At 26.2% G+C, this 25886-nt stretch carries 24 protein-coding genes and 1 other annotated feature; of the genes, 11 read left to right on the forward strand and 13 right to left on the reverse strand.

Annotated elements, in window-relative coordinates:
* Window positions 1-310 precede the first annotated feature (310 nt).
* Window positions 311-1963: an aspartate 4-decarboxylase gene (aspD, locus tag JNUCC81_RS13210; protein WP_454093904.1), complete on the forward strand. Its 1653-nt coding sequence runs from the start codon at window positions 311-313 to the stop codon at window positions 1961-1963.
* A gap of 113 nt (window positions 1964-2076) precedes the next feature.
* Here aspD and asnB read toward each other — a convergent pair whose 3' ends face one another.
* Entirely contained in the window at window positions 2077-3915 is a 1839-nt protein-coding gene (gene asnB / locus JNUCC81_RS13215; RefSeq protein WP_454093905.1) for an asparagine synthase (glutamine-hydrolyzing), read from the reverse strand.
* A gap of 359 nt (window positions 3916-4274) precedes the next feature.
* On the opposite strand from asnB, the gene JNUCC81_RS13220 reads away from it, so the two are divergent.
* Complete coding sequence (locus tag JNUCC81_RS13220) at window positions 4275-4967, forward strand: superoxide dismutase (RefSeq protein ID WP_454093906.1); 693 nt, start codon at window positions 4275-4277, stop codon at window positions 4965-4967.
* 155 nt (window positions 4968-5122) lie between these two features.
* On the forward strand, window positions 5123-5659 hold the full coding sequence (locus JNUCC81_RS13225) for a metal-dependent hydrolase (protein WP_454093907.1): 537 nt from the start codon (window positions 5123-5125) through the stop codon (window positions 5657-5659).
* Between the two features lie 36 nt (window positions 5660-5695).
* On the opposite strand, the gene JNUCC81_RS13230 is transcribed toward JNUCC81_RS13225, so the two are convergent.
* Both JNUCC81_RS13230 and JNUCC81_RS13235 read right to left on the reverse strand, forming a co-directional pair.
* Complete coding sequence (locus JNUCC81_RS13230; RefSeq protein WP_208331341.1) at window positions 5696-6283, reverse strand: TVP38/TMEM64 family protein; 588 nt, start codon at window positions 6281-6283, stop codon at window positions 5696-5698.
* 198 nt (window positions 6284-6481) lie between these two features.
* Window positions 6482-7321, reverse strand: coding sequence for a mechanosensitive ion channel family protein (locus JNUCC81_RS13235; RefSeq protein WP_454093908.1), 840 nt, complete (start codon window positions 7319-7321; stop codon window positions 6482-6484).
* 324 nt (window positions 7322-7645) lie between these two features.
* On the opposite strand from JNUCC81_RS13235, the gene JNUCC81_RS13240 reads away from it, so the two are divergent.
* Entirely contained in the window at window positions 7646-8755 is a 1110-nt protein-coding gene (locus JNUCC81_RS13240; RefSeq protein WP_454093909.1) for an ABC transporter ATP-binding protein, read from the forward strand.
* Window positions 8756-8911: 156 nt separating this feature from the next.
* Window positions 8912-9676 carry a PucR family transcriptional regulator gene (locus JNUCC81_RS13245; RefSeq protein ID WP_454093910.1) on the forward strand — a complete coding sequence of 255 codons (765 nt, stop codon included), beginning with the start codon at window positions 8912-8914 and terminating at the stop codon, window positions 9674-9676.
* A 56-nt stretch (window positions 9677-9732) separates the two neighbouring features.
* Here the strand turns inward: JNUCC81_RS13245 and JNUCC81_RS13250 are convergent, their stop codons facing one another.
* On the reverse strand, window positions 9733-10284 hold the full coding sequence (locus tag JNUCC81_RS13250; protein WP_454093911.1) for an NADH peroxidase: 552 nt from the start codon (window positions 10282-10284) through the stop codon (window positions 9733-9735).
* A 224-nt stretch (window positions 10285-10508) separates the two neighbouring features.
* Here JNUCC81_RS13250 and JNUCC81_RS13255 point away from each other — a divergent pair, with 224 nt between their 5' ends.
* Together JNUCC81_RS13255 and JNUCC81_RS13260 are read left to right on the forward strand one after the other, a co-directional pair.
* Window positions 10509-11096: a manganese efflux pump MntP gene (locus JNUCC81_RS13255; RefSeq protein WP_454093912.1), complete on the forward strand. Its 588-nt coding sequence runs from the start codon at window positions 10509-10511 to the stop codon at window positions 11094-11096.
* Between the two features lie 294 nt (window positions 11097-11390).
* Window positions 11391-13538, forward strand: coding sequence for a YhgE/Pip family protein (locus tag JNUCC81_RS13260; protein WP_454093913.1), 2148 nt, complete (start codon window positions 11391-11393; stop codon window positions 13536-13538).
* A gap of 75 nt (window positions 13539-13613) precedes the next feature.
* Here JNUCC81_RS13260 and JNUCC81_RS13265 read toward each other — a convergent pair whose 3' ends face one another.
* The 5 genes from JNUCC81_RS13265 to JNUCC81_RS13285 all read right to left on the reverse strand — a co-directional run bounded on the left by JNUCC81_RS13265 (window position 13614) and on the right by JNUCC81_RS13285 (window position 19483).
* Window positions 13614-16208 carry an ABC transporter permease gene (locus tag JNUCC81_RS13265; RefSeq protein WP_454093914.1) on the reverse strand — a complete coding sequence of 865 codons (2595 nt, stop codon included), beginning with the start codon at window positions 16206-16208 and terminating at the stop codon, window positions 13614-13616.
* Window positions 16209-16886 carry an ABC transporter ATP-binding protein gene (locus JNUCC81_RS13270; protein ID WP_454093915.1) on the reverse strand — a complete coding sequence of 226 codons (678 nt, stop codon included), beginning with the start codon at window positions 16884-16886 and terminating at the stop codon, window positions 16209-16211.
* Between the two features lie 81 nt (window positions 16887-16967).
* Window positions 16968-18212, reverse strand: a complete 1245-nt coding sequence (locus JNUCC81_RS13275) for a sensor histidine kinase (protein WP_454093916.1) — start codon at window positions 18210-18212, stop codon at window positions 16968-16970.
* Window positions 18196-18900 carry a response regulator transcription factor gene (locus tag JNUCC81_RS13280; RefSeq protein ID WP_208331349.1) on the reverse strand — a complete coding sequence of 235 codons (705 nt, stop codon included), beginning with the start codon at window positions 18898-18900 and terminating at the stop codon, window positions 18196-18198. Before JNUCC81_RS13280 ends, JNUCC81_RS13275 begins: the two co-directional genes overlap by 17 nt.
* Window positions 18901-19018: 118 nt before the next feature.
* Window positions 19019-19483: a hypothetical protein gene (locus JNUCC81_RS13285; protein ID WP_454093917.1), complete on the reverse strand. Its 465-nt coding sequence runs from the start codon at window positions 19481-19483 to the stop codon at window positions 19019-19021.
* A 119-nt stretch (window positions 19484-19602) separates the two neighbouring features.
* Between JNUCC81_RS13285 and JNUCC81_RS13290 the strand changes: the two genes are divergently transcribed.
* The 3 genes from JNUCC81_RS13290 to JNUCC81_RS13300 all read left to right on the forward strand — a co-directional run bounded on the left by JNUCC81_RS13290 (window position 19603) and on the right by JNUCC81_RS13300 (window position 21516).
* Window positions 19603-19896, forward strand: coding sequence for a phage holin, LLH family (locus JNUCC81_RS13290; RefSeq protein ID WP_454093918.1), 294 nt, complete (start codon window positions 19603-19605; stop codon window positions 19894-19896).
* Window positions 19897-20018: 122 nt separating this feature from the next.
* Entirely contained in the window at window positions 20019-20408 is a 390-nt protein-coding gene (locus JNUCC81_RS13295; protein ID WP_454093919.1) for a GntR family transcriptional regulator, read from the forward strand.
* Complete coding sequence (locus JNUCC81_RS13300) at window positions 20401-21516, forward strand: DUF5808 domain-containing protein (RefSeq protein WP_454093920.1); 1116 nt, start codon at window positions 20401-20403, stop codon at window positions 21514-21516. Before JNUCC81_RS13295 ends, JNUCC81_RS13300 begins: the two co-directional genes overlap by 8 nt.
* 38 nt (window positions 21517-21554) lie before the next feature.
* On the opposite strand, the gene JNUCC81_RS13305 is transcribed toward JNUCC81_RS13300, so the two are convergent.
* The 3 genes from JNUCC81_RS13305 to JNUCC81_RS13315 form a co-directional block, all read right to left on the reverse strand.
* Window positions 21555-22115: a tryptophan transporter gene (locus tag JNUCC81_RS13305; protein ID WP_454093921.1), complete on the reverse strand. Its 561-nt coding sequence runs from the start codon at window positions 22113-22115 to the stop codon at window positions 21555-21557.
* A gap of 136 nt (window positions 22116-22251) precedes the next feature.
* Window positions 22252-22515 (reverse strand) — a binding site (T-box leader).
* Window positions 22516-22570: 55 nt separating this feature from the next.
* Window positions 22571-23668: a Nif3-like dinuclear metal center hexameric protein gene (locus tag JNUCC81_RS13310; RefSeq protein ID WP_454093922.1), complete on the reverse strand. Its 1098-nt coding sequence runs from the start codon at window positions 23666-23668 to the stop codon at window positions 22571-22573.
* 28 nt (window positions 23669-23696) lie between these two features.
* Entirely contained in the window at window positions 23697-24383 is a 687-nt protein-coding gene (locus JNUCC81_RS13315; protein WP_454093923.1) for a tRNA (adenine(22)-N(1))-methyltransferase, read from the reverse strand.
* 81 nt (window positions 24384-24464) lie between these two features.
* Between JNUCC81_RS13315 and JNUCC81_RS13320 the strand changes: the two genes are divergently transcribed.
* Window positions 24465-24653, forward strand: coding sequence for a hypothetical protein (locus JNUCC81_RS13320; protein WP_454093924.1), 189 nt, complete (start codon window positions 24465-24467; stop codon window positions 24651-24653).
* A 69-nt stretch (window positions 24654-24722) separates the two neighbouring features.
* On the opposite strand, the gene rpoD is transcribed toward JNUCC81_RS13320, so the two are convergent.
* Entirely contained in the window at window positions 24723-25886 is a 1164-nt protein-coding gene (rpoD, locus tag JNUCC81_RS13325; protein WP_454093925.1) for an RNA polymerase sigma factor RpoD, read from the reverse strand.

Below are 25886 nucleotides of genomic sequence, written 5' to 3' on the forward strand. Positions count from 1 at the left end.
TGTCAAAATATAAAATTATTAAAAGAATTTTATTAAATTTATATTATAAATGTATAAAAAATGATATTTTAAATTTATATAAATTTATTAAATTTTTAAGTTCTATTAAGATAAATTTAAATTTTATTTTAATCTTTTTTATTTTACATTCATGTAAGTTTAATTAATTAAGTGTTTTTTATTTCTCCTTTATTTTTATAACGGCGTTTTTTGTCAAACGCTTTATTTTTTTATTTACTTTTTAACAATAACTATATTATAATCAAGTATGTTAGATTTTAATTATTGGTTATTGAGGAGAGTTTTTAGTATGAAAAAATATACTTACGAAGAAGTAAAAATGATGTATGGAAAAATTAGTCCATTTGAATTTAAGGATAAATTAATAGATTTAGCAAAATACAATGCTGAAATAAAAAATATAGCTATGCTTGATGCAGGCAGAGGAAATCCAAATTGGACTGCTGCAACTCCAAGAGAAGCATTCTTTACATTTGGACAATTTGCAGTTAATGAAACTCGCTTAAATTGGGATTTAGGTGACTTAGCTGGGATGCCTCAAAGAGAAGGTATTTGTAAACGATTTTATAAATATATAGAAGATAATAGTAATATGCCAGGTATAAACCTTTTAAGAGCCATAATTGATTATGGTATAAATGAATTAAATTTTGATGGAGATAATTTTATTTATGAATTAGCTGATGCTATAATTGGAGACAATTATCCAGTACCTGATAGAATGCTACCTCATATAGAAAAAATAGTTCATAATTATTTAGTACAAGAGATGAAGTATGATATAAATTTAGGTGGAAATTTAGAAATATTTGCTGTTGAAGGCGCTACTGCAGCTATGTGTTACATTTTTGATTCTTTAATGGCTAATGAGCTTTTAAGAAAAGGTGATAAAATAGCTATCATGACACCTATTTTCACTCCTTATCTTGAAATTCCTCATCTACCTAAGTATGAATTCGATGTTATAAACATAAATGCAGATGAAGTTGACTCTTTTGGAAATCATACTTGGCAATACTCAAAAAAAGAGTTAGAAAAACTTAAAGATACATCTATTAAAGCTTTATTTGTTGTTAATCCTAATAATCCAGCTTCTATAGCTATAAGTGATGAATCTGCTAATAATTTAGTAGATGTAGTTAAAAATTTCAATAAAGATTTAATGATTATCTCTGATGACGTTTATGGAACTTTTGTTAATGACTTTACTTCCTTAATGGCTAAACTTCCTTATAATACAATTGGTGTATACTCTTACTCTAAATACTTTGGTGTTACTGGTTGGAGATTAGGTACAATGGCACTTCATGAAAATAATGTATTTGATAAAAGAATTAACGATTTAGACGATAATTTAAAGAAATCTTTAGATAGACGTTATGGTGATATGAGGCTTAATCCATCAACTATTTCTTTTATGGATAGAATAGTTGCTGATAGTAGGCTTGTTGCACTTAACCACACTGCTGGACTTTCTACTCCACAACAAGTTCAAATGGCATTTTTCTCTGCTTTTGCTTTAATCGATATTGAAAATGATTATAAAGCACTTAACATCAGTATTTGTAGAAAACGTCAAGAATTATTATACAACGCTTTACAAGTACCTTTAAATGAGGATAAAAACAATGCTTATTATTATACTCAATTTGATATAGAACAATGGGCTAGGGTCAGTTATGGAGAAGATTTTGTAAATTATATTAAATCTAATTACGCTCCAGTAGATATTTTATATAAATTAGCAAATGATTACTCTGTTGTTTTACTTAGTGGAGGTGGGTTCGCTGGACCAAATTGGTCCATAAGAGTTTCTCTGGCAAATCTTCATGATGAAGATTATCCTAAAATAGGAAAATCTATAAAGAGAATATTAAGTGAATATTTAAAAGCTTGGAAAAATTCAAGTTCTAATAATTGTGTATTACTAAAAAATAGCTAAGGTTATAACCTTAGCTATTTTTATAATCCCAACAACTAAACTTAAGTAACGGACGTAGTCGTTTGATCAACGTGTTGGCGAATTACTTGAGCAATATGAGCGAAGCGAATTTTTTAGAAATTTATATTTTGTTTCTCTATATGAATTTGATGCCACAAGCAAAATGCAAATATTGTCCAAATTTTTCTTGAGTTATCTTCTTTATTTTTAATATGATTATCTAAAAGCCCTAATGCATAATTTTTATTTATAAAATTATTAACATCGGCTTCATTTATAGTCTTTCTAACAACATCTCCTAGATCTTCTTTAAGCCATACTCTTATTGGAGTTGGAAAACCTAGCTTTTTCTTTTGTACCATATGCTTAGGTACTATATCTTTAAATGCTTCTCTAAGTAACACTTTCGTATTATCTTTACTAATTTTTTGATGCAACTTTAAATGTTTAGATGTTTCTAATACTTCTTTATCTAAAAATGGAACTCTAAGTTCTATAGATTGAGACATAGACATTTTATCAGCTTTTTGCAAAATATCGCCTTGAAGCCATGTGTTTATATCTATGTACTGCATTGTTGTGACATAATCATAATTTTTCTTATTAGCTTCATTGTATATTGAAGCTAATATATTTTGATATTTATGTTCTTCATTATAATTTTTTAAAATTAATTTTACCTCATCATTATCAAATATTTTAGCATTTCCTATATATCTACTATTTAAAGGAGTACTAGCTCTATGTAAGTAACTTTTCCCTTTAATATTAGGCATAGTCTCTGAAACTTTATTTATAAACTTCTTTACACTCTCTGGCATACTTTGTATATTTTTTACGCTATTGTACTCTTTATATATATTATACCCTCCAAATAGTTCATCTGCGCCTTCTCCTGATAGTACTACAGTAACATGTTTTTTAGCTTCTTTAGATAAAAAATATATCCCCACTTCAGATGGATCTGCAACAGGGTCATCTAAATAATAAAATACTTTAGGAAGTGCTTTTATATATTCATCTTGGCTTACATTAATTGCTATATTCTCTATCCCTAAAGCATCTGCCGTTTTTTTAGCAACTTCTAATTCATCATATCCTTGTACTCCAAACCCTATTGAAAATGATTTTATGTTAGGGTTTATACTAGATGCTACAGATGCCACTATAGCTGAGTCTATTCCTCCAGATAAAAACGTTCCTACTTCAACATTTGCCACCATATGTTTTGTTATAGAATCTACAATAACATTTTGTACATCTTTAGATGTAACATCTTTATCTCCAATTAACTCTACATCATAGTATTTATTTAAAACTAATTTGTTATCTTTTATTGTAAATGAATAACCTGGAGGTATTAATTTTATATTTTTTATCATAGTTTCAATTGGTGGTGCAAACTGAAATGATAAATAGTTTTGTAAACTTTTTTCATTTATTTTTAATTTAGGTAAAATATTAATTATAGCCTTATATTCTGATGAAAATGCAACTAAATCATCATTTTCTATATAGTAAATAGGTTTTATCCCAAAATGATCCCTTGCTCCAAATATTGTATCATTTTTTTCATCATAAATTATGAATGTAAACATTCCTCTTAAGTCATTTACACATTTATTACCATTATCTATATATTTAGTTAATAAAACCTCTGTATCACACTCTGTTTTAAACTTATGTCCTTTTTCCATCAAGCTTTCTTTTAATTCCTCATGATTATAAATTTCACCATTAAAAACTATAACCTTATTTTCCTTTTTTAAAGGTTGATTTCCATTTTCAACATCTATTATACTTAATCTCTTAAATGCAAACTCTACCTTATCATTTTTATATAGTCCTGTATAATTTGGACCTCTATGATGTATATTTTCTGCTAAGTTCTCTATATCTATTTTAATATTTTTATCTTTTTTCTTATAATATATTGATACATATCCACACATATATAATTTATTTCCTCCTGACAGCTATGTATCTCTTATTTTTGACATAATAATAAACTTTATACATAATCCTTACTTAAACTATATACAAAGTTTAATTCTTATTACTATTTAAATTATTGTAGCTTTACTATATCCTCTAAGTGTATGAGTAAGGCCTTTCCTGGACAACTATCTATACTCTTCCTAAATTTTTACAATTATCAAGTTTATTATGAAATTATTTGTTGTATAAATCTTTTTCTTCTATAGAAGAATACTATTAATTTACTTCTCTTATTGTAATTAATAATTATATGCTATTTATTACCAATCTATTTTGTATAGTTTATATGCATACTATATACTGAGGTGATCTTATGAAAAAAAAATTATTAGCTTTATTTTTAGCAAGTTTATTCATATGTTCAAATTTTTTAAATGCTTTTGCTAATATACCTGATTATACCCCTTTTAAGCCTAAAGCGTTAAATTATGCATATGACGCATTTGAGCCATACATAAATAAAGAAACTATGGTTCTTCACCACGATAAACACTATATAACTTACTTAGAAAAACTTAATAGCATAATTAAAACTCATCCAGAACTTTATAATGCTAGTATTTACGAATTACTATCATGCTTAGATTGCTTACCAAGTGATGTAGCTCAAGATATAAAAAATAACGGCGGTGGAGTTTATAATCACGAGTTTTTCTTCAATATAATGACTTCTAAAAAGACTTCTCCTTCAAAAAATCTTAACGATGCTATAATAAGAGATTTTGGGTCTTTTGATGACTTTAAAGAACAATTTAAAAAATCTGCACTTAACGTTTTTGGATCAGGTTGGACATGGTTAGTATCTAATAAAGAAGGTAAGTTATCTATAGTTAATACTTCAAATCAAGATACTCCTATATCAGTAAATCTTAAACCTATAATTGGAATCGATGTTTGGGAACATGCCTACTATTTATCTTACAAAAATAATAGATCTAACTATATAGATAATTGGTTTAACCTTGTTAATTGGGACAAAGCATTAGAAAACTATAATAGTAAATAAATTTTCAAATTTAAATTTAGTGGCTATGGGTATATTTGTAATATTATATACCATTGTTTGTTAAAGTTTTTTGAAAAAATCTATCATTTGCTATATAATTTAAAGAATCTAGTATTATAGTATCGACATTACATTTAAGCATCATGGGAGGAATTATGGTAAAAGAAACTCATATAAAAGGTGGATATATTTTTGCACTTTTAGCACTACCTTTTATTAACAATAAATTTTTAGTTGGGTACGACCTTATATATAAACTTATTTTAATATCAATTTATATATATTTTTCATATATTGGCTCTTTATTTCCTGATATAGATATGAGAGGCTCTTATATTAGCAAAAGGTACCCTATATTATATAAAAAAATAGGATCTAAATTTAAACACAGAGGATTTACCCATAGCCTAATATTCATATCATTTTTATGCTATATATTTGATTTATTAGTCAAGTTTTCAGATAATAATATTGTGTTTTTATGTTTATATAACGGATTCATAATTGGGTATATATCACATTTATGCCTTGATATAATCACTAAAGAAGGTATACAAATTTTTTATCCTATTTGCATTAACTTTTCTTTATTACCTATAAAAACTAGTTCAAAATGTGAAAAAATAATTTGCAAAGCGCTTAATTTTGTATTTATATTTTTACTTGGATATAGATTTTATATATTATTCTAATATAAAAGCCCCTATAACATATATAAGGGCTTTCTCTTATTTTATATTATTATCATGTTTATGCTCTTCAAGACTTGAATTAACTTTACTTCCAATTGTCCAAGATAAAAATACTAATAATACAAATACAGCTATTTTTATAGGATTATTTATAAATCCTTCTATATCACTTGCTGGATAACTTACTACTAAAAACATTACAAATTTTCCAGCTAACATTGCAGGTATAAAGTTTATTGCTTCTCTTTTACAAAATGCAGATGTTATTGTAACTAAAAAACTTGGTACAAATGGGCATGAATAAGCAATAAATAATAATTTAAATCCTTGCTTTTCCATCCATTTTATAGCTTTCTCTGTTTTATTATTTCTTAACTTATTAAATAATTTATTATCATTAAATTTACTAACTAATAAAAATAATGCTATCGTTCCTAGTCCCGAGCCTATCCAAGATATAAAAAGTCCCCCCCATAATCCAAGCATAAGTGCATTGGCTCCAACTATTGCTATAAGGGGTAATATTGGTAAGAAACTCTCTATAAAGCAACTTATTAGCCCTGCAAACATAGCAAGAACCCAGTAATCTTTAGCTAAATCGAATAACCCTTGAATATACTCCATCCATCCTGTCTCCTTTGTTTATTAAAAACATTTATTTAAAATATTTTACTTTAAATAAATGTTAAGCTCTTTATCTTTATGATATAAATAAATTATACCCTATTTATCTTACAAGATTATTACATTTATCTTACAATTTTGCAAAATATAATAAAAAAAAGCTAAAGTAAGTTTAAAATTTACTTTAGCTTTTGCTTTTTATTTTATTGGATTTTTAAAATGAAGATCCATTTGTGGGTATGGAATACTTATTCCTTCTTCATCAAATTTATTCTTAACTTGTTCTAATAAATCAAAATGTATAGCCCAATAATTTTCAGTTTTACACCACACTCTAACTGCAAAATCAACTGAACTTGCACCATGTGCAGTTACACCAATAAATTTTTTAGGATCATCTAATATTAAATCATGTTTATTTACTATATCTGTTAATACTTTTTTGACATGATTTATATCATTTTCATATCCTACACTAAACATTAAGTCAACTCTTCTTGTTTCTTTAGTTGAATAGTTTATTAAACTACCATTTGATAAAGCTCCATTTGGTATTAATATAACTTTATTATCTACTGTAGTTAGATTAGTATAAAATAATCCGATTTGTTCAACTGTGCCGCCATATATGCTAGTTTCTATATAGTCTCCTACCTTAAATGGTCTAAGTAAAAGTATTATAAATCCACCTGCAAAATTAGATAAACTGCCTTGAAGTGCTAAACCTATTGCTACACCGGCAGAAGTAAGCATTGCAGCTAATCCTGCAAGCTTAAATTCCCAGTATCCAGCTATTATAGTAAATACTAACAATACTTTAAGGCCCGTACCCATTAAAGATTCTAAAAATCTGATTAAAGTCATATCAACTTCTCTTTTTTCTAAAAATAAAACGAAGTTTTTTACTAACTTTCTTATAACTTTAAACCCTATAAAAATAACTAATAGACCTATTATAAGCTTTATACTATTAGTTGTAATCACATCTATAATTTTATCAAAATTTTTACTAAAGTAACCTATAGTAAATTCTTTCATAAATAACCTCCCACTTACGTCTAATCTTTTCTATAAAATGTCTTATTTTATACTACACTAATTTACATTTTATGTCCATATTATAACATATATTACAAATATTCTTCAAAAATGGATTAGTTTTCTAAAAATCCAAATAAAAAAATTGTCTCTAAGGACAATTTTTATTTACATATTAAGCTTGTTTTTCAAAATGTCTTTCTAAATTGTATATTTTATCTAAAAGTTTTTGGTTACTTTGTACATTTCCAGGAAAACATTTTTTTGTTATTATTAAATTAATAAATAACTAAAAAATAATTTTAAAATAAGGGGAGAATTATTATGGCAGAGGTAATTTTAAAAGATATATGTAAGTCTTATGATAATGGATTTAATGCAGTTAAAAACGTTAATATTAACATAGAGGATAAAGAATTCGTAGTTTTAGTAGGGCCCTCTGGTTGTGGTAAATCTACAACTTTAAGAATGATAGCAGGTCTTGAAGAAATAAGTAGTGGTGAGTTATATATAGGGGAAAAAGTTGTAAATGAAGTTGATCCTAAAGATAGAGATATAGCTATGGTTTTCCAAAACTATGCATTATATCCTCATTTAACTGTATATGATAATATGGCATTCGCTCTTAAACTTAGAAAATTGCCTAAAAATGAAATAGATAAAAAAGTTAGAGAGGCTGCTAGAATACTAGACTTAGAAAAATTACTTGATAGAAAGCCAAAAGCTTTATCAGGGGGACAAAGACAAAGGGTTGCACTTGGACGTGCTATAGTTAGAAATCCTAAAGTTTTCTTAATGGATGAACCTTTATCTAACTTAGATGCTAAGCTTAGAACATCAATGAGAACTGAGATAACTAAATTACATAAATCTCTTGGTACTACTTTTATATATGTAACGCATGACCAAGTTGAAGCTATGACAATGGCTGATAGAATAGTTGTTATGAAAGATGGTCTAGTTCAGCAAATAGCAACACCTCAAGAAGTATATGATATGCCAAGTAATATGTTCGTTGCAGGATTTATAGGGGCTCCTCAAATGAACTTTATAGATGTTACTTTATCTGAAAAAGATGGGGAAATATATGCTCAAAATGAAGTAATAAATATAAAGTTAAATAAAGGTGAATGTGCAGCTTTATTAGAAAGACATTATATAGGTAAAGAAGTTGTTATAGGTATAAGACCTGAGGATATCCATATAGAAGATATCTTTATCGATAACAGTTTAGATAGTACTTTTGAAGCTACTGTTGAACTTGGAGAACTTATGGGTGCTGAAATATATGCTTACCTAAAAGCTGGTAAATATGATATAACTGCTAGATTTGATGGTAGATATAGAGTTAAGATGGGTGACAAATTAAAACTTGCAATGGATAAGCATAGAATCCATGTATTTGATAAGGAAACTCAACAAGCTATAAGATAGTTAAAATAATTTTAAATTCTATATTAATTTAATAGAATTTAATGATATATTAAAGTAAGATGATTAAATCATCTTACTTTTTTAGATACAAGAAAATTATAATTTCCAACAGCTAAACTTGAGCTTTTTTACTAATTATACTTTGGGAGTGATTTTATGCAGGAATTAGCACATTTTTTCGAAAAAGAAACTAATAAACAAATTAATATCTTAGAATATAACCATCAAGAATTAAAAGATAATCAAGAGCTAGTTAGGTTTAATAATAAAACTTATATAATAGAAGTGACTAATAAGTTTATACTAAATAATATTAGTGGTTACTTCTACTTAATTTATCAACAAGATATAGATTTTGATTCTTTAAAAAGAATATTATCCAATTTATATGAAGATATAAGTATTTTTGAATATAAGAAATATTTTATAGTAAATTCAAAAATTAAATTAGATATTGATAAATCAACACCAGAAATAATAGAATCTGAAACATATCGAAATACTTTCATAATTTATATTGGTAAAATAGATAATTTAGAAATTTTTAATAATAGAATGTCTATATTAGATGAAATTTTTCCTATTATAATTAAGGATTCTTATTCTAATAAATTTTTAGACTTACATGATTTGACTATATATAAAATTATTAATTTAATCGGAAATGAAAGATTCTATAATAATTTAATCGATTTCGAAAGTATAAAGAATATGGATGAGAACTTATTATATACAGGTATTAATTTTATAGAAAATGATTTTAATATAACTAAAACATCAAATTCACTATTTTTGCATAGAAATACATTAATATATCGACTTGAAAAAATAAAAGAAATATTAAATTTAGATTTAAAAAACTTTAGAGATTCTTTCGTATTCTATCTAAGCATAAAATCTTACTTAGCATACCATTTGTAAATTATAAAAAGGTTATTTTAATTAAAATAACCTTTTTATTTTATATTGAATTTATTTTATACTTCTTTTTCAAAATATCTATTTAATAAACCTAAAAATGCTTTTCCATGTCTAGCTTCATCTTTACACATTTCATGAACAGAGTCATGTATTGCATCCATTCCTAATTCTTTCGCCTTCTTAGCTAATTTTAACTTACCTTCCGCTGCTCCATATTCTGCTTCTACTCTCATTTTTAAGTTTGTTTTAGTACTAGACGTAACTACTTCTCCTAACATCTCTGCAAATCTAGCTGCATGGTCTGCTTCTTCATAAGCTATTCTTGTATATGCTTCTGCAACTTCTGGATGACCTTCTCTATCAGCTTGACGTGCCATTGCAAGATACATTCCAACTTCACTACATTCTCCAACAAAGTTGGCTCTTAATCCTTCAACTACTTCTTCATCTATATCTTGTCCAATTCCAATTCTATGTTCATCCGCCCAAGTTAATTCACCTTTCATTTCTTCAAACTTTTCTGGACCTACTTTACATATTGGACAAATTTCAGGTGGTGCCTCTCCTTCATGTATATATCCACATACTGTACAAACAAATTTTTTCATTATTTTTTCCTCCATACTACATTTCTTATTTTAAATATGTACTATTTTTATTTTATTTATAAGTAATATTTATTCTTTTATATTATTCCTTTGAAAAAATTATTTATACTCCTATATCTACCTCTTATTTTAATCATATTATGAATATTTTAATACTCATTACTGTACAATATATTTATCTACATATTTAATTTTTTAGGATTTAAATTTAAGGAGGAATAAATATGAGCTTTATAAGTATTTTACTTACTGCCTTTGCTCTTTCTATGGATGCATTTGCAGTTTCCGTAACTAAGGGAATAACCTTAAAAAACATAAATATGAAAATATCCCTTAAAGTAGCTCTATTTTTTGGATTATTTCAGGGGATTATGCCTTTTTTAGGATGGGCCGCTGGTATACGTTTTGAATCATACATAACTTCTATAGATCATTGGATTGCCTTTTTCTTATTGAGTTTTATAGGTTTAAAAATGATTTTTGATGCTAGGGAAGATGATAAACAAGTATCTTATGATACTAGATGTATAAATGATCTAAATAATAAGGAACTCATTGTTTTATCAATTGCAACTAGTATTGACGCCTTAGCTATAGGTGTTAGTTTCGCTTTTTTAAATATAGATATAATTCCAATTTGCTTAAGTATAGGAATAATAACTTTTTTAATGTGTTTTATAGGAGTTCTAATTGGTAAAAAAATAGGTAATGTGTTTAAAGGTTATGCACAAATTGCAGGAGGAATAATACTTATATTAATAGGTTTAAATATATTAAATGAACATACAGGAATAATTTCTAATCTTTTCTAAATTTATTATTTTAATCGTTAAATTACTAGAGCTCTATTTAAATTAGTGCTCTATTTTTATTTAAGTTTTAAATCCAATATAATTTTACATGCGATATAAAAATTAAGTAAATTACATAAACTATCTATCATAAGATAGGTAATGTAATAATACACTTTAATTATAAATTTATTAATTTACAAAAAGTTACATAATTTTTACTTTACTAATTTTAAAAAAAGAAATATAATATAGTAAAATAGTTATAAATCTAACTAATAATTTTTTTGATTAATTTAACGGAGGTGTCTCAGTGTGAGGAATATATTCAAAATATACAAAAAAGATTTAAAAGATATATTTACTAACCCTGCTCTATTGATAGTTATTATAGCTCTAGCTATCTTGCCTTCTTTATATGCATGGTTCAATATCAAAGCGTCTTGGGATCCTTATGGGAATACCCAAAATATATCTGTTGCCGTTGTAAATAAAGATAAAGGTAATGAACTATCGGGAAAAAAGGTTAATTTCGGAAACGAAGTTGTTGACAAACTTAAAGATAACAAAAATTTAGGTTGGAAGTTTGTTGATAAAGAAGAAGCTTTAGAAGGTGTCAATAAAGGTACATATTATGCTTTTATAGAAATACCAGAAGACTTTTCTAAGGATTTAACGTCTATAATTACTGAAGATGTTAAAAAAGGAAAAATCGTATATACAGTAAATGAAAAAATAAATGCAATTGCTCCTAAAATAACTGATAAAGGTGCATCTACTATTCAATTAGAAGTTAATCAAACTGTTGTAAAAACTGTTAGTGAAACAATTTTTGATGTATTTAATAGTATCGGAGTAGAGATTGAAAACCAACTTCCTAAACTTTCAAATATAGAAAACTCTTTAATTGAAGTTCAAGGTAAATTTAAAGATATAAATAAAACTGTAGATTTAGCAGGTGACGCTACTTCTAAAATGTCAGATATTATAAAAGATATTCAAAAGGATGTACCTTCTATAAAAAATACATTAGTTAATTCTAAAGCTTTATCAACTGATGTAAAAACATTCTTAGAAAATACAAAAGGAAGCTTAGATAATGTGGTTCCTATAATAAAAGACGATTTAAATATAATTAATAATGTATCATCTTCTGCATCTAATTCTGTTAAAGGTTTAATAGATGCAATTAATAAAGGTGCTGAAAATGCTCCTCAATTAGTTGATAGCTTATATGCTAAATTATCTAGTTTATCTTCTACAAATAAGACGTTAATAGACTTTTTAACTAAATTAGATAAAATAACTCCAGGTCATCCTCTTAAAGGTGCTATAGACCAACTTACAGCTATTAATACAAAGATTAATACTGCTATATCTTCTTTAGATGTAGTTAAAGGTCAAATTGCTTCTGGACAAAAACCATCATTAGATAAATTAAATTCTATATTAAAGGTTGATAATGATATAAACAATATATCATCATCTTTACTAAATAACTTTGATTCACAAATTGTAAGCCCTGTGAATTCTATATTCTCACAAGGTTTAAATGTAGCTAATGATGCAATAAAGGTATTAGAAAATGCTGAAGCTAAGCTTCCTAAAGTTGAAAATATATTAAATACATCTTTAGAATTTTCTTCAAGTGCTAAAGATAATATCGCTTTTATAAAAGAAAAGTTACCTAAAGCAAAATCTCTTGTTGATGAATTAGTTACTGCTATGCAAAAAATTAACAATAGTGAAGATATGGATGAGTTAATAAACTTATTAAAACATGATGCTGTTAAACAAGCAGAGTTTCTAAAACAACCTGTTGATGTAGTTACTGAAAAACTATATCCTATATCAAATTATGGTGCTGGTATGACTCCTTTTTATACTGTACTTTGCTTGTGGGTTGGTGTTTTATTACTTGTATCACTACTTTCTACAGAAGTTCATGATGAATATAAATCACTTGAAGTTTACTTTGGTAGAGGTCTTACTTTCTTAAGTATTGCTATAGTTCAAGCATTAGTTGTTAGTTTAGGTGATATATATTTACTAAAGGTTGATATATTAAATCATGGTTTATTTATAGGATTATCAGTATTTACTTCAATAGTATTTGTTGGTATAGTTTACTCTTTAGTTTCATTACTTGGAAATATTGGTAAAGCTGTTGCAGTTATATTACTTGTTATACAAGTTGCAGCTTCTGGAGGTACTTTCCCAATACAAGTTACTCCACAATTTTTCCAAAATGTAAATCCATTCTTACCATTTACTTACGCAATATCAGCTCAAAGAGAAGCTGTAGCTGGGATTTATATGCCAAACTTAACTAAAGATATGTATATACTACTAGCGTTCTTAGGAATATTTGTCCTACTAGCAACATTATTAAAAAAGCCAATAAACAAACTTTTAACTCCTTTTAAAGATAGTTTTGGTAAAAGTGATTTAACAGGACATTAAAATTAAATTTTCTAAATATAAAAAACTCTTATGAATAAATTATTCATAAGAGTTTTTTATATTTAATTTGAATTTCTATATACTCTCTTGTCTTATATTTTCTATTATATTTTCTTTGTTTATTTTTTTCATCGGTATATATGATGCTATAAAAGTTATAATAAATGTACCTATTATACATATCCCTATTGCTTCCCAAGGAAGTATTAAGTTAAATTCTATTACTTCTGAAATGGTATTATTCATTATAGTGATAAGCCCAATACCTATTGGTATTCCATAAATTAATGATAATGCTCCATATAAGAAACTTTCTAAATATATCATTTTGTTAAACCCTTGAGGTGTAACTCCTATAGAACTAATTATAGCTAATTCTCTTTTTCTTAAATTTATATTTGTGCTTATAGTATTTACTATATTAGTTATACTTACTAAAGATATAACAGATACAAATCCATATACAAATATTTGCATTGCCATATAGTTTTGTTTCATCTTTAACGCTTCTTCAGTTGAGTCTTGTACACTATACCTATACTTTTTTGCTATTTCTTTTATAGCATCCTTTGTATTTTTAGATCCATCAGATTCAATGAATATATTATTTTTTTTAGGTTCATATCCTATATTTTTTGAAACTTCATCATATGTTATAAGATCTAACCCTTTACTTTTATATTCGTTACGCCCTGTAACAAGATCATCAGTTATTGCCATTATCTTTACTTCAAATTCTTCCTTTATTTCTTCTTGAGCTTCTTCATTATAATATAATCTGTAGCCTTTTATAGTGTCTCCAACTTTATAGTTAGTTAAATTTAGCTCTGATTTTTTACCTTTTGACTCTTGATAGTTTGTATTTACTAGTATTACTCCATTTTCAGCTATAGCACTTTCTTTATCAAAACTACCCTGTTTTAATTTTAAATTACTTATAGCTGTATCACCTGGCGAAATTATTTCACTATTAATAAATTCGTATACATAATCATTACTTTTCTTAACTTTAGAGTACATAGATTCTACTAATTCTTTATTATCATTATTTATATTTTTTTCATTAATATTTAATGTAATATCACCATAGTTCCATCTAGGAATTACAGAAAAGTCTTTTATTCCCTTAATATTTTTTATTTCATCAATTTTATCATTATCTATTTTATTAGGACTATCATTTGATTCAATTAAAATATCATAAGTCATTTGTCCTAATCTTATAGAATCTGCCTTCATCATAATTTTCATATATCCAGAGAATGTTACAAATATTACTACACTTATGATTAATGAAAATAAAGTTATTCTAAACTTTTTCTTATTTCTTCTTAAATTTTTATAAGCTAATACTCCCTCAGTCTTGAAAATTAATTTAATTAATTTTGAGTTTTTTACCTTACCTATTTTATACTCTGAAGTATTTTTTATAGCATCTAATGGAGATACTTTAGCTGCATTTATTGCAGGTAGTATTGCAGATATAAATATAGTTATTAAAACTACTATAGCACTAAGTATTATAACTTGTGGATTATATACCACTTTTAATCCTAAATCTGCTATAAATGATTGAGTAAATAAACCATTTATTATTTTAAATACAAGATCTATTGCAAGTGTTCCTGCTGCTAAACCTATCGGTATAGCAATTATACTCACTATAAGCCCTTCTGCAAATACAATCTTCATTATTTGATTACTTGTTGCACCTATAGAATTTAATATCCCAAATTGCTTTTTACGCTCTCCTATTGATATACTAAATGAATTGTATACTGTGGCTACAGTGCATATAATAACTAACGATGAAACCATTATTACTATCTGCTCTATACCACCGTTTATATTCTCAAATTGGCTTGCACCTAATAATCTTAATAAATGTTCATTATATATTAAGTTCTTATAATCTCCCCATTCATTTTTTTCTAGTTTGAAATTTGAATTTTTTGCTATTTTAGGTACTACTTCATATACTTTTTTGGGGTCACTTATATTAATTGATAAATTTATAGGATTATTTTTTTCTAATTTGTTTGTATCCAAGTATGTTATAGCACAACTAACTAAGCTTCCAGATTCAAATCCTGGATTTTCTATTATTCCAACAATTTTAAACTCTCTATCTTTAGTATTTTTTATATATTCGCCTTCACTTAGCCAATATCCAGTTAACTTTTCCCCTTTAGAGTCAAATCTATCTCCTATTGATAATGTTACTTTATCTCCTACTTTATATTTATTATCCAAAGCTACTAATGCTTTTTCACTTAATACTATTTCACTATTATTTATAGGTAATTTTCCTTCTTTTAATTTAATTTGAAATCCATTAAAAACATTTTTATCAAAAGCCTTTACCTCTAATAAATTACTAGTATTTTTATTTATCTTTGAATATCCTAATTCACTGCTAAATCCAGACTTTTCAACTTCTGAAGATTTAGTAATATAGTCTAAGTTTTCTTTTTTAACATCATAAAAAGTTGCATGAAAATCCCCTGCTCTTTTAACAGTAGTTCTCATTTCATAGTCCATTAAACTTGCATATATATTACCAATTCCGCAAATAAGTGCAGTAGATAATACTATTCCTATTATGGTAACTATCGTTCTTTTTTTATTTTCTCTTAAGTATCTTAAAGTTAACGATGTGTATAAATTCATTTATATCACCTCATCACTTTTTATAGTTCCATCTTCTATAGTTATAACTCTGTCAGCTTGAAGAGCTATATTATTATCATGAGTTATCATTATTAGGGTTTGATTGTATTTTTTTACTGATAACTTTAATAGTTCTAATATTTCCTTTGAATTTTTACTATCTAAATTTCCTGTAGGTTCATCTGCAAGGACTATTGCAGGTCTGTTTATCAATGCTCTACCTATTGATGTTCTTTGCTGTTGTCCACCTGATAGTTGATTTGGTAAATGATTTTGTCTTTCATATAGTCCTAATGTTTTTAGTAAGTCATTTAAATATTCATCTTGTATTTTTCTATTATCAAGTTCTGCAGGAAGTAATATATTTTCCTTTGCACTTAACACTGGTATTAGGTTATAAAATTGATATATAAGTCCTACATTTCTTCTTCTAAATATTGATAAATCCTTCGTCTTTAAACTATATATATCAACATCATTTATAAATACTTTTCCGCTGGTTGGCTTGTCTACTCCACCTAATAAGTGAAGTAAGGTAGATTTACCACTTCCACTTGGGCCTACTATTGCTACAAATTCTCCTTTATTTATTGATAAGTTAACGTTTTTAAGCGCATCAACTTTAGTCTCATCTTTTCCATAACTTTTAGTTAAATTTTCTACTCTTAAAATTTCCATATTTACCTCCACAAATTATTAACTTTATTCTTTTATTTTACAAAGTTCACCTTACTAAAAAGTGAACTTTAAGGTGACATATTAGTCACCATAATTTTTATGGAAAGTTATATGAAACTCTGTTCCTTTATTTTTTTGACTTTTTACGAATATATCTCCATTTTGACTTTCTATTATTGATTTTGCCATAGCAAGTCCAATTCCTACACTCTCTTCTTTGCTACTACTTTTACCTCTATAAAATCTTTTAAATACATGTGCTATATCTTTTTTATCTATACCTTCTCCACTATCTTTTATTATAATTTCTGCAAATAATGGATTTTCATCATATTTTATTTCTATACTTCCACCTTTAGGAGTATGTTCTACACAATTTTTTATTATATTTAGTAATGCTTCTACTGACCAATCTATATCTCCTATATACTTTGATGATGTTTCTCCATTTATCGTTAATACTTGATTTTTCATCTCCATTGGAATTAATATAGGCTGAATTGCTCTATTTATAAGATGTTCAATTATTACTTCATCTTTTTTAAAGTTTATAACCTTTGCTTCAACTTTTGATAGTTTTAGCATGCTTTTTATAAGCCAGTCCATTCTATTTAGCTGATTTTTTATTTTATCTAAAAAATCAAACTTAACTTCATTAGGTATATCATCGTACATTAAATCATTTAATATCATAAGAGATGTCATAGGAGTTCTTAATTGATGTGATATATCTGATATTGTATTATTTAAAAATATCTTTTCATCTTTTAGAAGTTGAACTTTCTCTCTTAGTATAGTAGTCATCTTAATAAGTTCAGTTTTTAAAAGCCCTATTTGTCCCTCTTGGTTTATATTTACCATATTAACTTTTATTCCCTCCGAACTAAGATAAACATAATCTGTCATATCTTTTATATCTTTATATATTTTCTTAAAATATATTAGAACTAACATTAAAATAATAAAAAATATAAGAACTACAAATAAATTATTTATTTTTATAATATCATTTAAACTTTTGCTTATAATTGATTCCTTATTTAAATCTAAATTTTCATCGTAATTATATTTAGCTAGTATACTTTTACCTAATTCTATATTATTTTTATCCCTTCCTTGAGTCATTATAGTTACTATATCTTTTTCTAAATCTGGATACTTATTTACTATATTCCCAATTATAGCTTGATTATTTTCAACTACATTGTTTTTTATTATATTTAACGATAGTATACTAACTCCAAATGATATAGTTATAAAAATAATAAATACCAATATATATTTTCTTAAAAAGCTTTTTATCTCCGGATTAAATATTAACATCATTTTCACACCCTACCCATTTATATCCTAATCCTCTAACTGTAATTATCTTTTTTGGATTGGATGAATCGTCTTCTACCTTTTCTCTTAAACGCTTTATATAAACTGTAAGTGTATTGTCATTAACAAAATCATAAGTTACATCCCAAAGTTTCTCTAATATTTGTGTTCTGCTAAGAACTGTATTTTTATTTTGAATTAAAATTAATAAAAGCTTGTACTCAACAGATGTTAAAAATATTTCTTCATTGTTTTTATAAACTCTTGCTTCAAGTGTATGAATACTTAAATCTCCAAATTTTAGTATCTTTTTGTTTTCTTTATTATATCCGCCTTTTCTTCTTAAAACAGCTTTTATTCTAGAAATTAACTCTCTAACTCTAAAAGGTTTTGTTATATAGTCATCTCCTCCAATATCTAATCCCATAACAATATTTACTTCTTCATCACAAGCCGTTAAAAATATTATTGGAACTTCTGATGTATCTCTTATCTCTTTACAAAGTTCATAACCTGTTCCATCTGGAAGGGTTACGTCTAAAAGAATTATACTATATTCATTATTATTAAGATTTTCTCTACCACTTTCTAAATTTTTTGATATATCTACATTAAATCCTTCTTGCTCTAGAGCATACTTAACACCAAAGGCAATAGTATTATCATCTTCCACCATAAGTACTTTTATCATAATTTTCTCCTTCTTTAAATCTATTTAAATATATTATACCTAAAATATTTAAATCTATAAAATTACATATTAGTCACATAAAAAAAACAAGTTCTTAAAGAACTTGTTTTCATTAGTACTATTTTTTTAAATCATTTTCATAATGATCATATTTATTATAATCATCTTCTTTATAGTTATTTTCATTTATTTTTATATCTATTTTATTATTCCCTACTTTATTTAATTTACTTTCCATTTCATTAACATCTGCATCTGGTGTATTTTCATCAGTTATTCTTCTTGAGTTAAATTCTTCTATTTTTTCTTCTAACTCATCTTTAGGAAAATTTTCTTCGTTCACTTCTTCATAGCTTTCACAGCCACATTCATGGTCACATCCATATTCATCATAAGCATAAATATCATACTCTGAATCATCTAAATAATTTTCACTGTTTCTATTTTGTTTATATTTTTTTATCGCTTTATATGAACAATACGCTCCAACACCTGTTATTACTACACCAGAATATAATAACATTTTTTTACCTTTCTCTTCTGCTTCTCTTTTCACTTTCTTTTTAATTAAATATTTTATCATAGTAATTCTCCTTCTTAATTGTCATATATTATAGTTATAGTATTTCTATTATTTCAATAATAATTATATTATTTTTAATTTACATTTTTTTCATTTTGACAGAAAGGAGATTTATTTTAATGTATTCAACTTTATTTAATTTATTATTAAGTATAGCAAGTATAGTTATAAGTGTTGGAGGAGTCTATTTAATAAATTTTTTAAATAGCAAAATTGGATCAGAAAAAACAAAACACTATTATGATTTAGCTCAAAAAGTTGTTATGTCTATAGAGCAATCAAATCCTCAATTAGCTGGTATCGATAAAAAAGAACTGGCAATTAATAAATTAGCTGAGCTTTCAGATAATAAGATTACTACAAATCAAGCTGATATTTTACTGGAAGCTGCTGTTTATGATATAAAAAAATAATATTGAATAGATTATAAAACCTCAACATAATAAGAGGTTTTATTTTATGTTTTAATAATAATATTGTTTTATCATTAGTATTGTTATATCATATATATAACAGTTATTTCGGAGGTGAAAATATGATTTTAAATCTAGATTTTAATAGTGATAAATCAATCTATACACAAATTTGTAATGAAGTAATTAAATCAATCGCTAAAGGTGATCTAAAAATAGATGAATCCCTTCCATCAGTTAGAAGTATGGCAGAAACTATAGGTGTTAACCTTCATACAGTTAATAAATCTTATAATGCTCTTAAAGATGAAGGATTTTTAAACATTGATAGAAGAAAAGGTGCAGTAGTTGCAACGCTTCCTATGAAAGAAAGTAATGAAACACTTGAAAAAAATAAGATAGACTTAGAACTTTTAATAGCTAGGTGCTATTTATCTGGTATGAACAAAGAAGAGTTTATGAATTTAAGTTCGAAATTATTTGATAGCTATGAGGTGAAATATCATGAGTAAAATTGGATCTTTAATGATGCTACTTCCACATTTAATTATTATATATCTGCTTTTTTATAATATGCAATCACTTACAGGAAACAGACAATTTTTTGGTGTTTCTATAAATCAGGATTACACAGATAAAGAAGAATTTAAATCATTAAGTAAAGAGTATAAGAAACTTTTAAATATCGGTTTTTTGTCCATATTTTTGATATGCTTATTTCTTATATTTATATTAAATAAAGGATACTTTTCCTTTACATTTTTTATATTATCAGTTATAGCATATAGCTCTTTAGTATATATTAAAATTCACAATAAAACTAAAAATTTAAAGCACAAATTACTAGAAATCAATGGAGATTGTAATGTAAATTTATCTTCTAAATCAATAATAGATGTTAAATTTATAAATGAAAAAGATAAAATTATTAAGAAGTTTAGATATATATATTTAATACCAATTTTTATAATATGTATAGCATCTATTTTTACTTTTAATAACTATTCTAAAATTCCAGATATGATTCCAGTTCATTGGAATTTTATGGGTGTTGCAGATAGTTTTATTAAGAAATCTTATACTAATATAATATTATTAATAATTGCTCAATTTGTACTTAGCATTTTATTATCCTTTATGGCTCTTAGCACTATAAAATCTAGAGTAAGAGTAAATCCAGAAAATATTGAGCAAAGTAGATTAGAAAATATTAAATATTTAAATAAAATTGGATATACTTTTTTAGCTGTTATACTTTCTATTAATTTAACTATTATAAACTCGTTAATAGCTTCTATCTATGGATCAAATTTAAATATGGTAGTTACAATATTAACTTTCTTAGTTACTATTTTCTCTACTACATATTTAACTATTATTTATTTAAAATCTCCAAACTCAAAGTATACATCATCTTATAGCCCTGATGATGATGAGAATTATTGGATTTTTGGCTCTATTTACAATAATCCTAATGATCCATCTTTTATGGTTCAAAAAAGGTTTGGAATTGGATGGACTATAAATATTGCTACTCCACTTGGAAAAATATTTCTAATAGCTACAATATTATTACTTATATGGCTATTTTTTGACTTTATTAATTCATTCTTTTATTAAGCAATAGTTAGCCTCTAAAGCTAACTATTGCTTTTTTACTACTTATTATTTACCCTTTGGTATCCACCTCTACTTATAGAAACATTTACTAACTTAAATAAGAATAGTCCAACTAATAAATTAATTACTATAGCTGGTACTACAGCTATTAAAAATAGAGTTTCAAATGATCCTGGTAAACCAACTAATATCTGAGCTGATAATAAAAATACACATCCACTTAATAATGTTCCTATTGGTAGCATTACTGATGCTACTATTAAATCCTGATGTTTATTTTTTAAATTTTTTATAAATGGTAATTTATATAAAATATACATTAGCATGTATATTAAATTAACTGTAATTATTTTATCAACCATGTTAGGTACTTGACCTGCTGGGAATTTAGTAGTCATTGCAGTAAATATTCCAGTTACTATTCCTGCAACTAAACATATTTTATAATCTTCTTTATTTAATATCATTATTGTAAATAGCATTATAAGTGCCATATCTGGTTGCATTGGTAATCCTAAGGCTGGTGTTATTTGATGTAGTAATAGCCCTATAGCTAAAAGTATTGAATTTAGAGCTAATTTTCTTGTATTTGTTCTCATATTGTATCCTCCTAATATTTTGCAATTTAATAAATTTTTAATTTTCCAGTCTGACAAATCATTATCACTAAGTTCAAACTTTCATAACATTACCATCACCTACCTTTTTTTATAATAAAAAAACTCCGCCCTAAATTAATAGGACGGAGATTATCCGCGTTGCCACCTAGTTTATATATGGTAAAAAAATACATTTATACCATATATCTCTCATTTTCAGGTACTATCATACCCTATTCGCTATAACGCGCGACACACGGTAAAGTCTACTCTCATAAATATGATTTCAATTTACTCCTCTAAGGTCCATTCACTAAATTTTTTCTTGCTAAGATTCCACCATCCTCAGCTCTCTATATTGAATCTAAATTTAGTTACTCTTCCTTGTCAAAGGATTTATTATTTTAATAATATTCTAATATTTTCATATTGTCAACTATTAATCATTAATAATTTTATATTATTTTAAATGGATTTAAGTATATATCACTCTTAATAACATCTATTTCTTCAATATTATCTAAAAATCTTTTCATTACATCTTTAAAAATATCTTCTGTTTCAAAATGCCCACAATCTATTATGCACATCCCCATATCAATAGCATCTTGTGCATCATGATATTTTACATCTCCTGTTATTAATACTTGAGCTCCTTTCCTACACGCTTTTTTAACCATATCAGCTCCAGACCCAGTTACTACAGCTACCTTATTAATTGATGTATCTAAATTTCCTACAATTCTTATATGCTTCATATTTAACTTTTCTTTTATTAAGTTAGATAGATTTTCTAATGTAGTACTTTCATTTAGTTTACTAATTCTTCCCAGTCCAACAGAACTTCCTTTATTTTCAAGCTTATATAAATCATAAGCTACTTCTTCATAAGGATGAGAACTTATCATTTTGCTTATTACTCCACCTAGAATTCTTTGAGGAACTATAGTTTCTATTTTAACTTCGTTTACAGACTCTATCATTCCTTCATTACCTATAAATGGATTAGAACCATCTAGAGGCTTAAAATTGCCTATACCTTCGCTATTAAAAGTACAATGGCTATAATTACCTATGTGACCTGCTCCAGATGCTCCTAAGGCGCTTTTTACTATCTCTACATGACTATTTGGAACATATACTGCAAGCTTATATAAAACTTCAGTATTTGTAACATCTAATATTTTAGAATTCTCAAACCCGATTACTTCTATAAAATAATCATTTAAACCATCAGATGCTATATCAAAATTTGTATGCATTGAGTAGAGAGCTACATCATTTTTTATAAGTCTATGTATTAATTTTCCCTTTAGATTAGATGTATTTATTTTGTTCATCTTCTTAAATATAAAGGGATGGTGAGTGATTATTAAATCTATATTATTACTAATAGCCTCTTCTATCACACTTTCATTTGCTTCTAAGCTAACCATTACTTTTTTCACTTCTAAGTCAAAATCTCCAACTAAAAGACCTACATTGTCCCAATCATAGGCTAAATTTAGTGGATATTTATTTTCTATTTGTTTTATAAGAGTTTTTAATTTCATATTAACCATCTCCATATAGTTTATAATATTATCTTAACTTCTCAAGCTTATCTATTATATGTAAGCTTTCTTCTCTTTTCTTATCTATTCCTTCACCAGTTTTACCATCTATTTTATCTAATATAGATTTGTATTTAAATATTTTTTTGTCTATAAATTCATTAAGTAAAGGATCTTTATTCTCTATAAGCTTTTTCCCTAATTCATAGTATATTTCATCTTCTACGACAGTGTTTTTTCCTGTGTATTTAGTAACGATTATTTCATATATTCTAAAATCTTCTTTAACTAATACCTCATCGATTATTTCATATCCATTGTTTAAAAGATATTTTCTAAGTTCATCTTGTGCTTGCATAGGCTGAAGTATTAATTTTTCTACTGAGTGAGCTACTTCAGTTTTAGCTTCTAAAAGCTCACTTATTAATATCCCTCCCATACCTGCAATTATAACTTCATCTACTTCATTAACTTCTAATACTTCTATCCCTGAACCTAATCTTAAATCAACCTTATCTAAAAGCTTATTATGTCTTACTTCACCTCTTGCATTTTCAAGTGGCCCTTTATTTACATCTGCAAGTATTGAAAAATCTACATGTCCTTTATTTAATAAATAAACTGGTATATAACCATGATCTGTTCCTATATCTGCTACTCTCTTTCCTTTGGTTACTAGTGATGCTATTTTTAATAATCTATCTGTTAATTTCAATTTTTTCATCCTTTCTCAAATTTAAAGTATTTATAATAATATTATATAAAATCCTAATAATATTATTAGGAGGTGTTTACATTGCCTAAAATAAAAAAACGTAAATCTGAATATAATCCTACCTATAAATGGGGTGGAAATACTATTCTTTGGTCTAATCAAACTGATCAAAAAATAATTCAAGAAGCTGAAGATGAAAATGCCTCTAAATTAAAATCAGATTTACAAAAAGAAATTAATTATGGAAAAAGAATTAATTATTGGCATTAATATATTAATTTCAATTCCACATATTAAAAATTCGCCTTTGTGAAGGCGAATTTTTAATATAAATAAATTCTAATCTAAGTAATCTCTAAGTTTTTTAGATCTACTTGGATGTCTTAATTTTCTTAATGCTTTAGCTTCAATTTGTCTTATTCTTTCTCTAGTTACATCAAACTCTTTACCTACTTCTTCAAGAGTTCTTGCTCTTCCATCTTCAAGCCCAAATCTTAACTTTAATACTTTTTGTTCTCTTTCGTTTAATGAACCTAATACGTCCTCTATTTGTTCCTTTAATAAAGAGTATGCAGCAGCTTCAGCTGGTGCTGGTGCATCATCATCTGGTATAAAGTCTCCTAAATGACTATCTTCTTCTTCTCCTATTGGAGTTTCTAAAGATACTGGGTCTTGAGCTATTTTCATTATCTCTCTTACCTTTTCTTCAGTCATTTCCATTTCTTTAGCTATTTCTTCTGGTTTTGGATCTCTTCCTAATTCTTGAAGTAATTGTCTTGATACTCTTATTAATTTATTTATTGTTTCAACCATATGAACTGGTATTCTTATTGTTCTTGCTTGGTCAGCTATAGCACGAGTTATAGCTTGTCTTATCCACCAAGTTGCATAAGTACTAAATTTGAATCCTTTAACATAGTCAAATTTTTCAACTGCTTTTATAAGACCTAAGTTTCCTTCTTGTATTAAATCTAAGAAAAGCATTCCTCTACCAACATATCTTTTTGCTATACTTACAACAAGTCTTAAGTTGGCCTCTACAAGTCTTTGTTTAGCTATTTCATCACCTTCATGCATTCTTCTAGCCAATTCAACTTCTTCATGTGGCTTTAGTAATGGTATTTTACCTATTTCTTTTAAATACATTCTAACAGGGTCATCTATACTTATACCTTTTGGTAAAGATAAATCTATTGGTTCTAAATCCATTTGGTTTTCTTCTTTAGATAGTTCTTCATCCACACCTTCATCTATATTTTCCATATCTAATTCGTCATCTACCGAAAAATCAATTTCTACTTTATCATTTTTTGTTTCCGTTACTTCTATACCTAAGTTTCCTAATGTTTCATAAAGATTTTCTATTTGATCTTTATCTAAATCAGTTTCTGAAAAAGCTTCCATTATTTCAGCAAGAGTAAGAGATCCTTGCTTTTTACCTTTTTCTATTAAACTTTTTGCCGTTATCCTTTTTGATTCTTTTTTACCGTTTTTATTTTCCAT

This window comes from Faecalimicrobium sp. JNUCC 81 (assembly GCF_053667625.1).

Excerpts from the sequence above, each read along its gene's own strand:
- JNUCC81_RS13240 (WP_454093909.1), top strand. The coding sequence starts at position 7,646 with ATGGCAGAGGTAATTTTAAAAGATATATGTAAGTCTTATGATAATGGA.
- JNUCC81_RS13220 (WP_454093906.1), top strand. The coding sequence starts at position 4,275 with ATGAAAAAAAAATTATTAGCTTTATTTTTAGCAAGTTTATTCATATGT.
- JNUCC81_RS13230 (WP_208331341.1), bottom strand. The coding sequence starts at position 6,283 with ATGGAGTATATTCAAGGGTTATTCGATTTAGCTAAAGATTACTGGGTT.
- JNUCC81_RS13250 (WP_454093911.1), bottom strand. The coding sequence starts at position 10,284 with ATGAAAAAATTTGTTTGTACAGTATGTGGATATATACATGAAGGAGAG.
- JNUCC81_RS13275 (WP_454093916.1), bottom strand. The coding sequence starts at position 18,212 with ATGATGTTAATATTTAATCCGGAGATAAAAAGCTTTTTAAGAAAATAT.
- JNUCC81_RS13285 (WP_454093917.1), bottom strand. The coding sequence starts at position 19,483 with ATGATAAAATATTTAATTAAAAAGAAAGTGAAAAGAGAAGCAGAAGAG.
- rpoD (WP_454093925.1), bottom strand. The coding sequence starts at position 25,886 with ATGGAAAATAAAAACGGTAAAAAAGAATCAAAAAGGATAACGGCAAAA.
- JNUCC81_RS13300 (WP_454093920.1), top strand. The coding sequence starts at position 20,401 with ATGAGTAAAATTGGATCTTTAATGATGCTACTTCCACATTTAATTATT.
- JNUCC81_RS13280 (WP_208331349.1), bottom strand. The coding sequence starts at position 18,900 with ATGATAAAAGTACTTATGGTGGAAGATGATAATACTATTGCCTTTGGT.
- JNUCC81_RS13255 (WP_454093912.1), top strand. The coding sequence starts at position 10,509 with ATGAGCTTTATAAGTATTTTACTTACTGCCTTTGCTCTTTCTATGGAT.
- JNUCC81_RS13305 (WP_454093921.1), bottom strand. The coding sequence starts at position 22,115 with ATGAGAACAAATACAAGAAAATTAGCTCTAAATTCAATACTTTTAGCT.
- JNUCC81_RS13310 (WP_454093922.1), bottom strand. The coding sequence starts at position 23,668 with ATGAAATTAAAAACTCTTATAAAACAAATAGAAAATAAATATCCACTA.
- JNUCC81_RS13290 (WP_454093918.1), top strand. The coding sequence starts at position 19,603 with ATGTATTCAACTTTATTTAATTTATTATTAAGTATAGCAAGTATAGTT.
- JNUCC81_RS13270 (WP_454093915.1), bottom strand. The coding sequence starts at position 16,886 with ATGGAAATTTTAAGAGTAGAAAATTTAACTAAAAGTTATGGAAAAGAT.
- asnB (WP_454093905.1), bottom strand. The coding sequence starts at position 3,915 with ATGTGTGGATATGTATCAATATATTATAAGAAAAAAGATAAAAATATT.
- JNUCC81_RS13225 (WP_454093907.1), top strand. The coding sequence starts at position 5,123 with ATGGTAAAAGAAACTCATATAAAAGGTGGATATATTTTTGCACTTTTA.
- aspD (WP_454093904.1), top strand. The coding sequence starts at position 311 with ATGAAAAAATATACTTACGAAGAAGTAAAAATGATGTATGGAAAAATT.
- JNUCC81_RS13245 (WP_454093910.1), top strand. The coding sequence starts at position 8,912 with ATGCAGGAATTAGCACATTTTTTCGAAAAAGAAACTAATAAACAAATT.
- JNUCC81_RS13295 (WP_454093919.1), top strand. The coding sequence starts at position 20,019 with ATGATTTTAAATCTAGATTTTAATAGTGATAAATCAATCTATACACAA.
- JNUCC81_RS13265 (WP_454093914.1), bottom strand. The coding sequence starts at position 16,208 with ATGAATTTATACACATCGTTAACTTTAAGATACTTAAGAGAAAATAAA.
- JNUCC81_RS13235 (WP_454093908.1), bottom strand. The coding sequence starts at position 7,321 with ATGAAAGAATTTACTATAGGTTACTTTAGTAAAAATTTTGATAAAATT.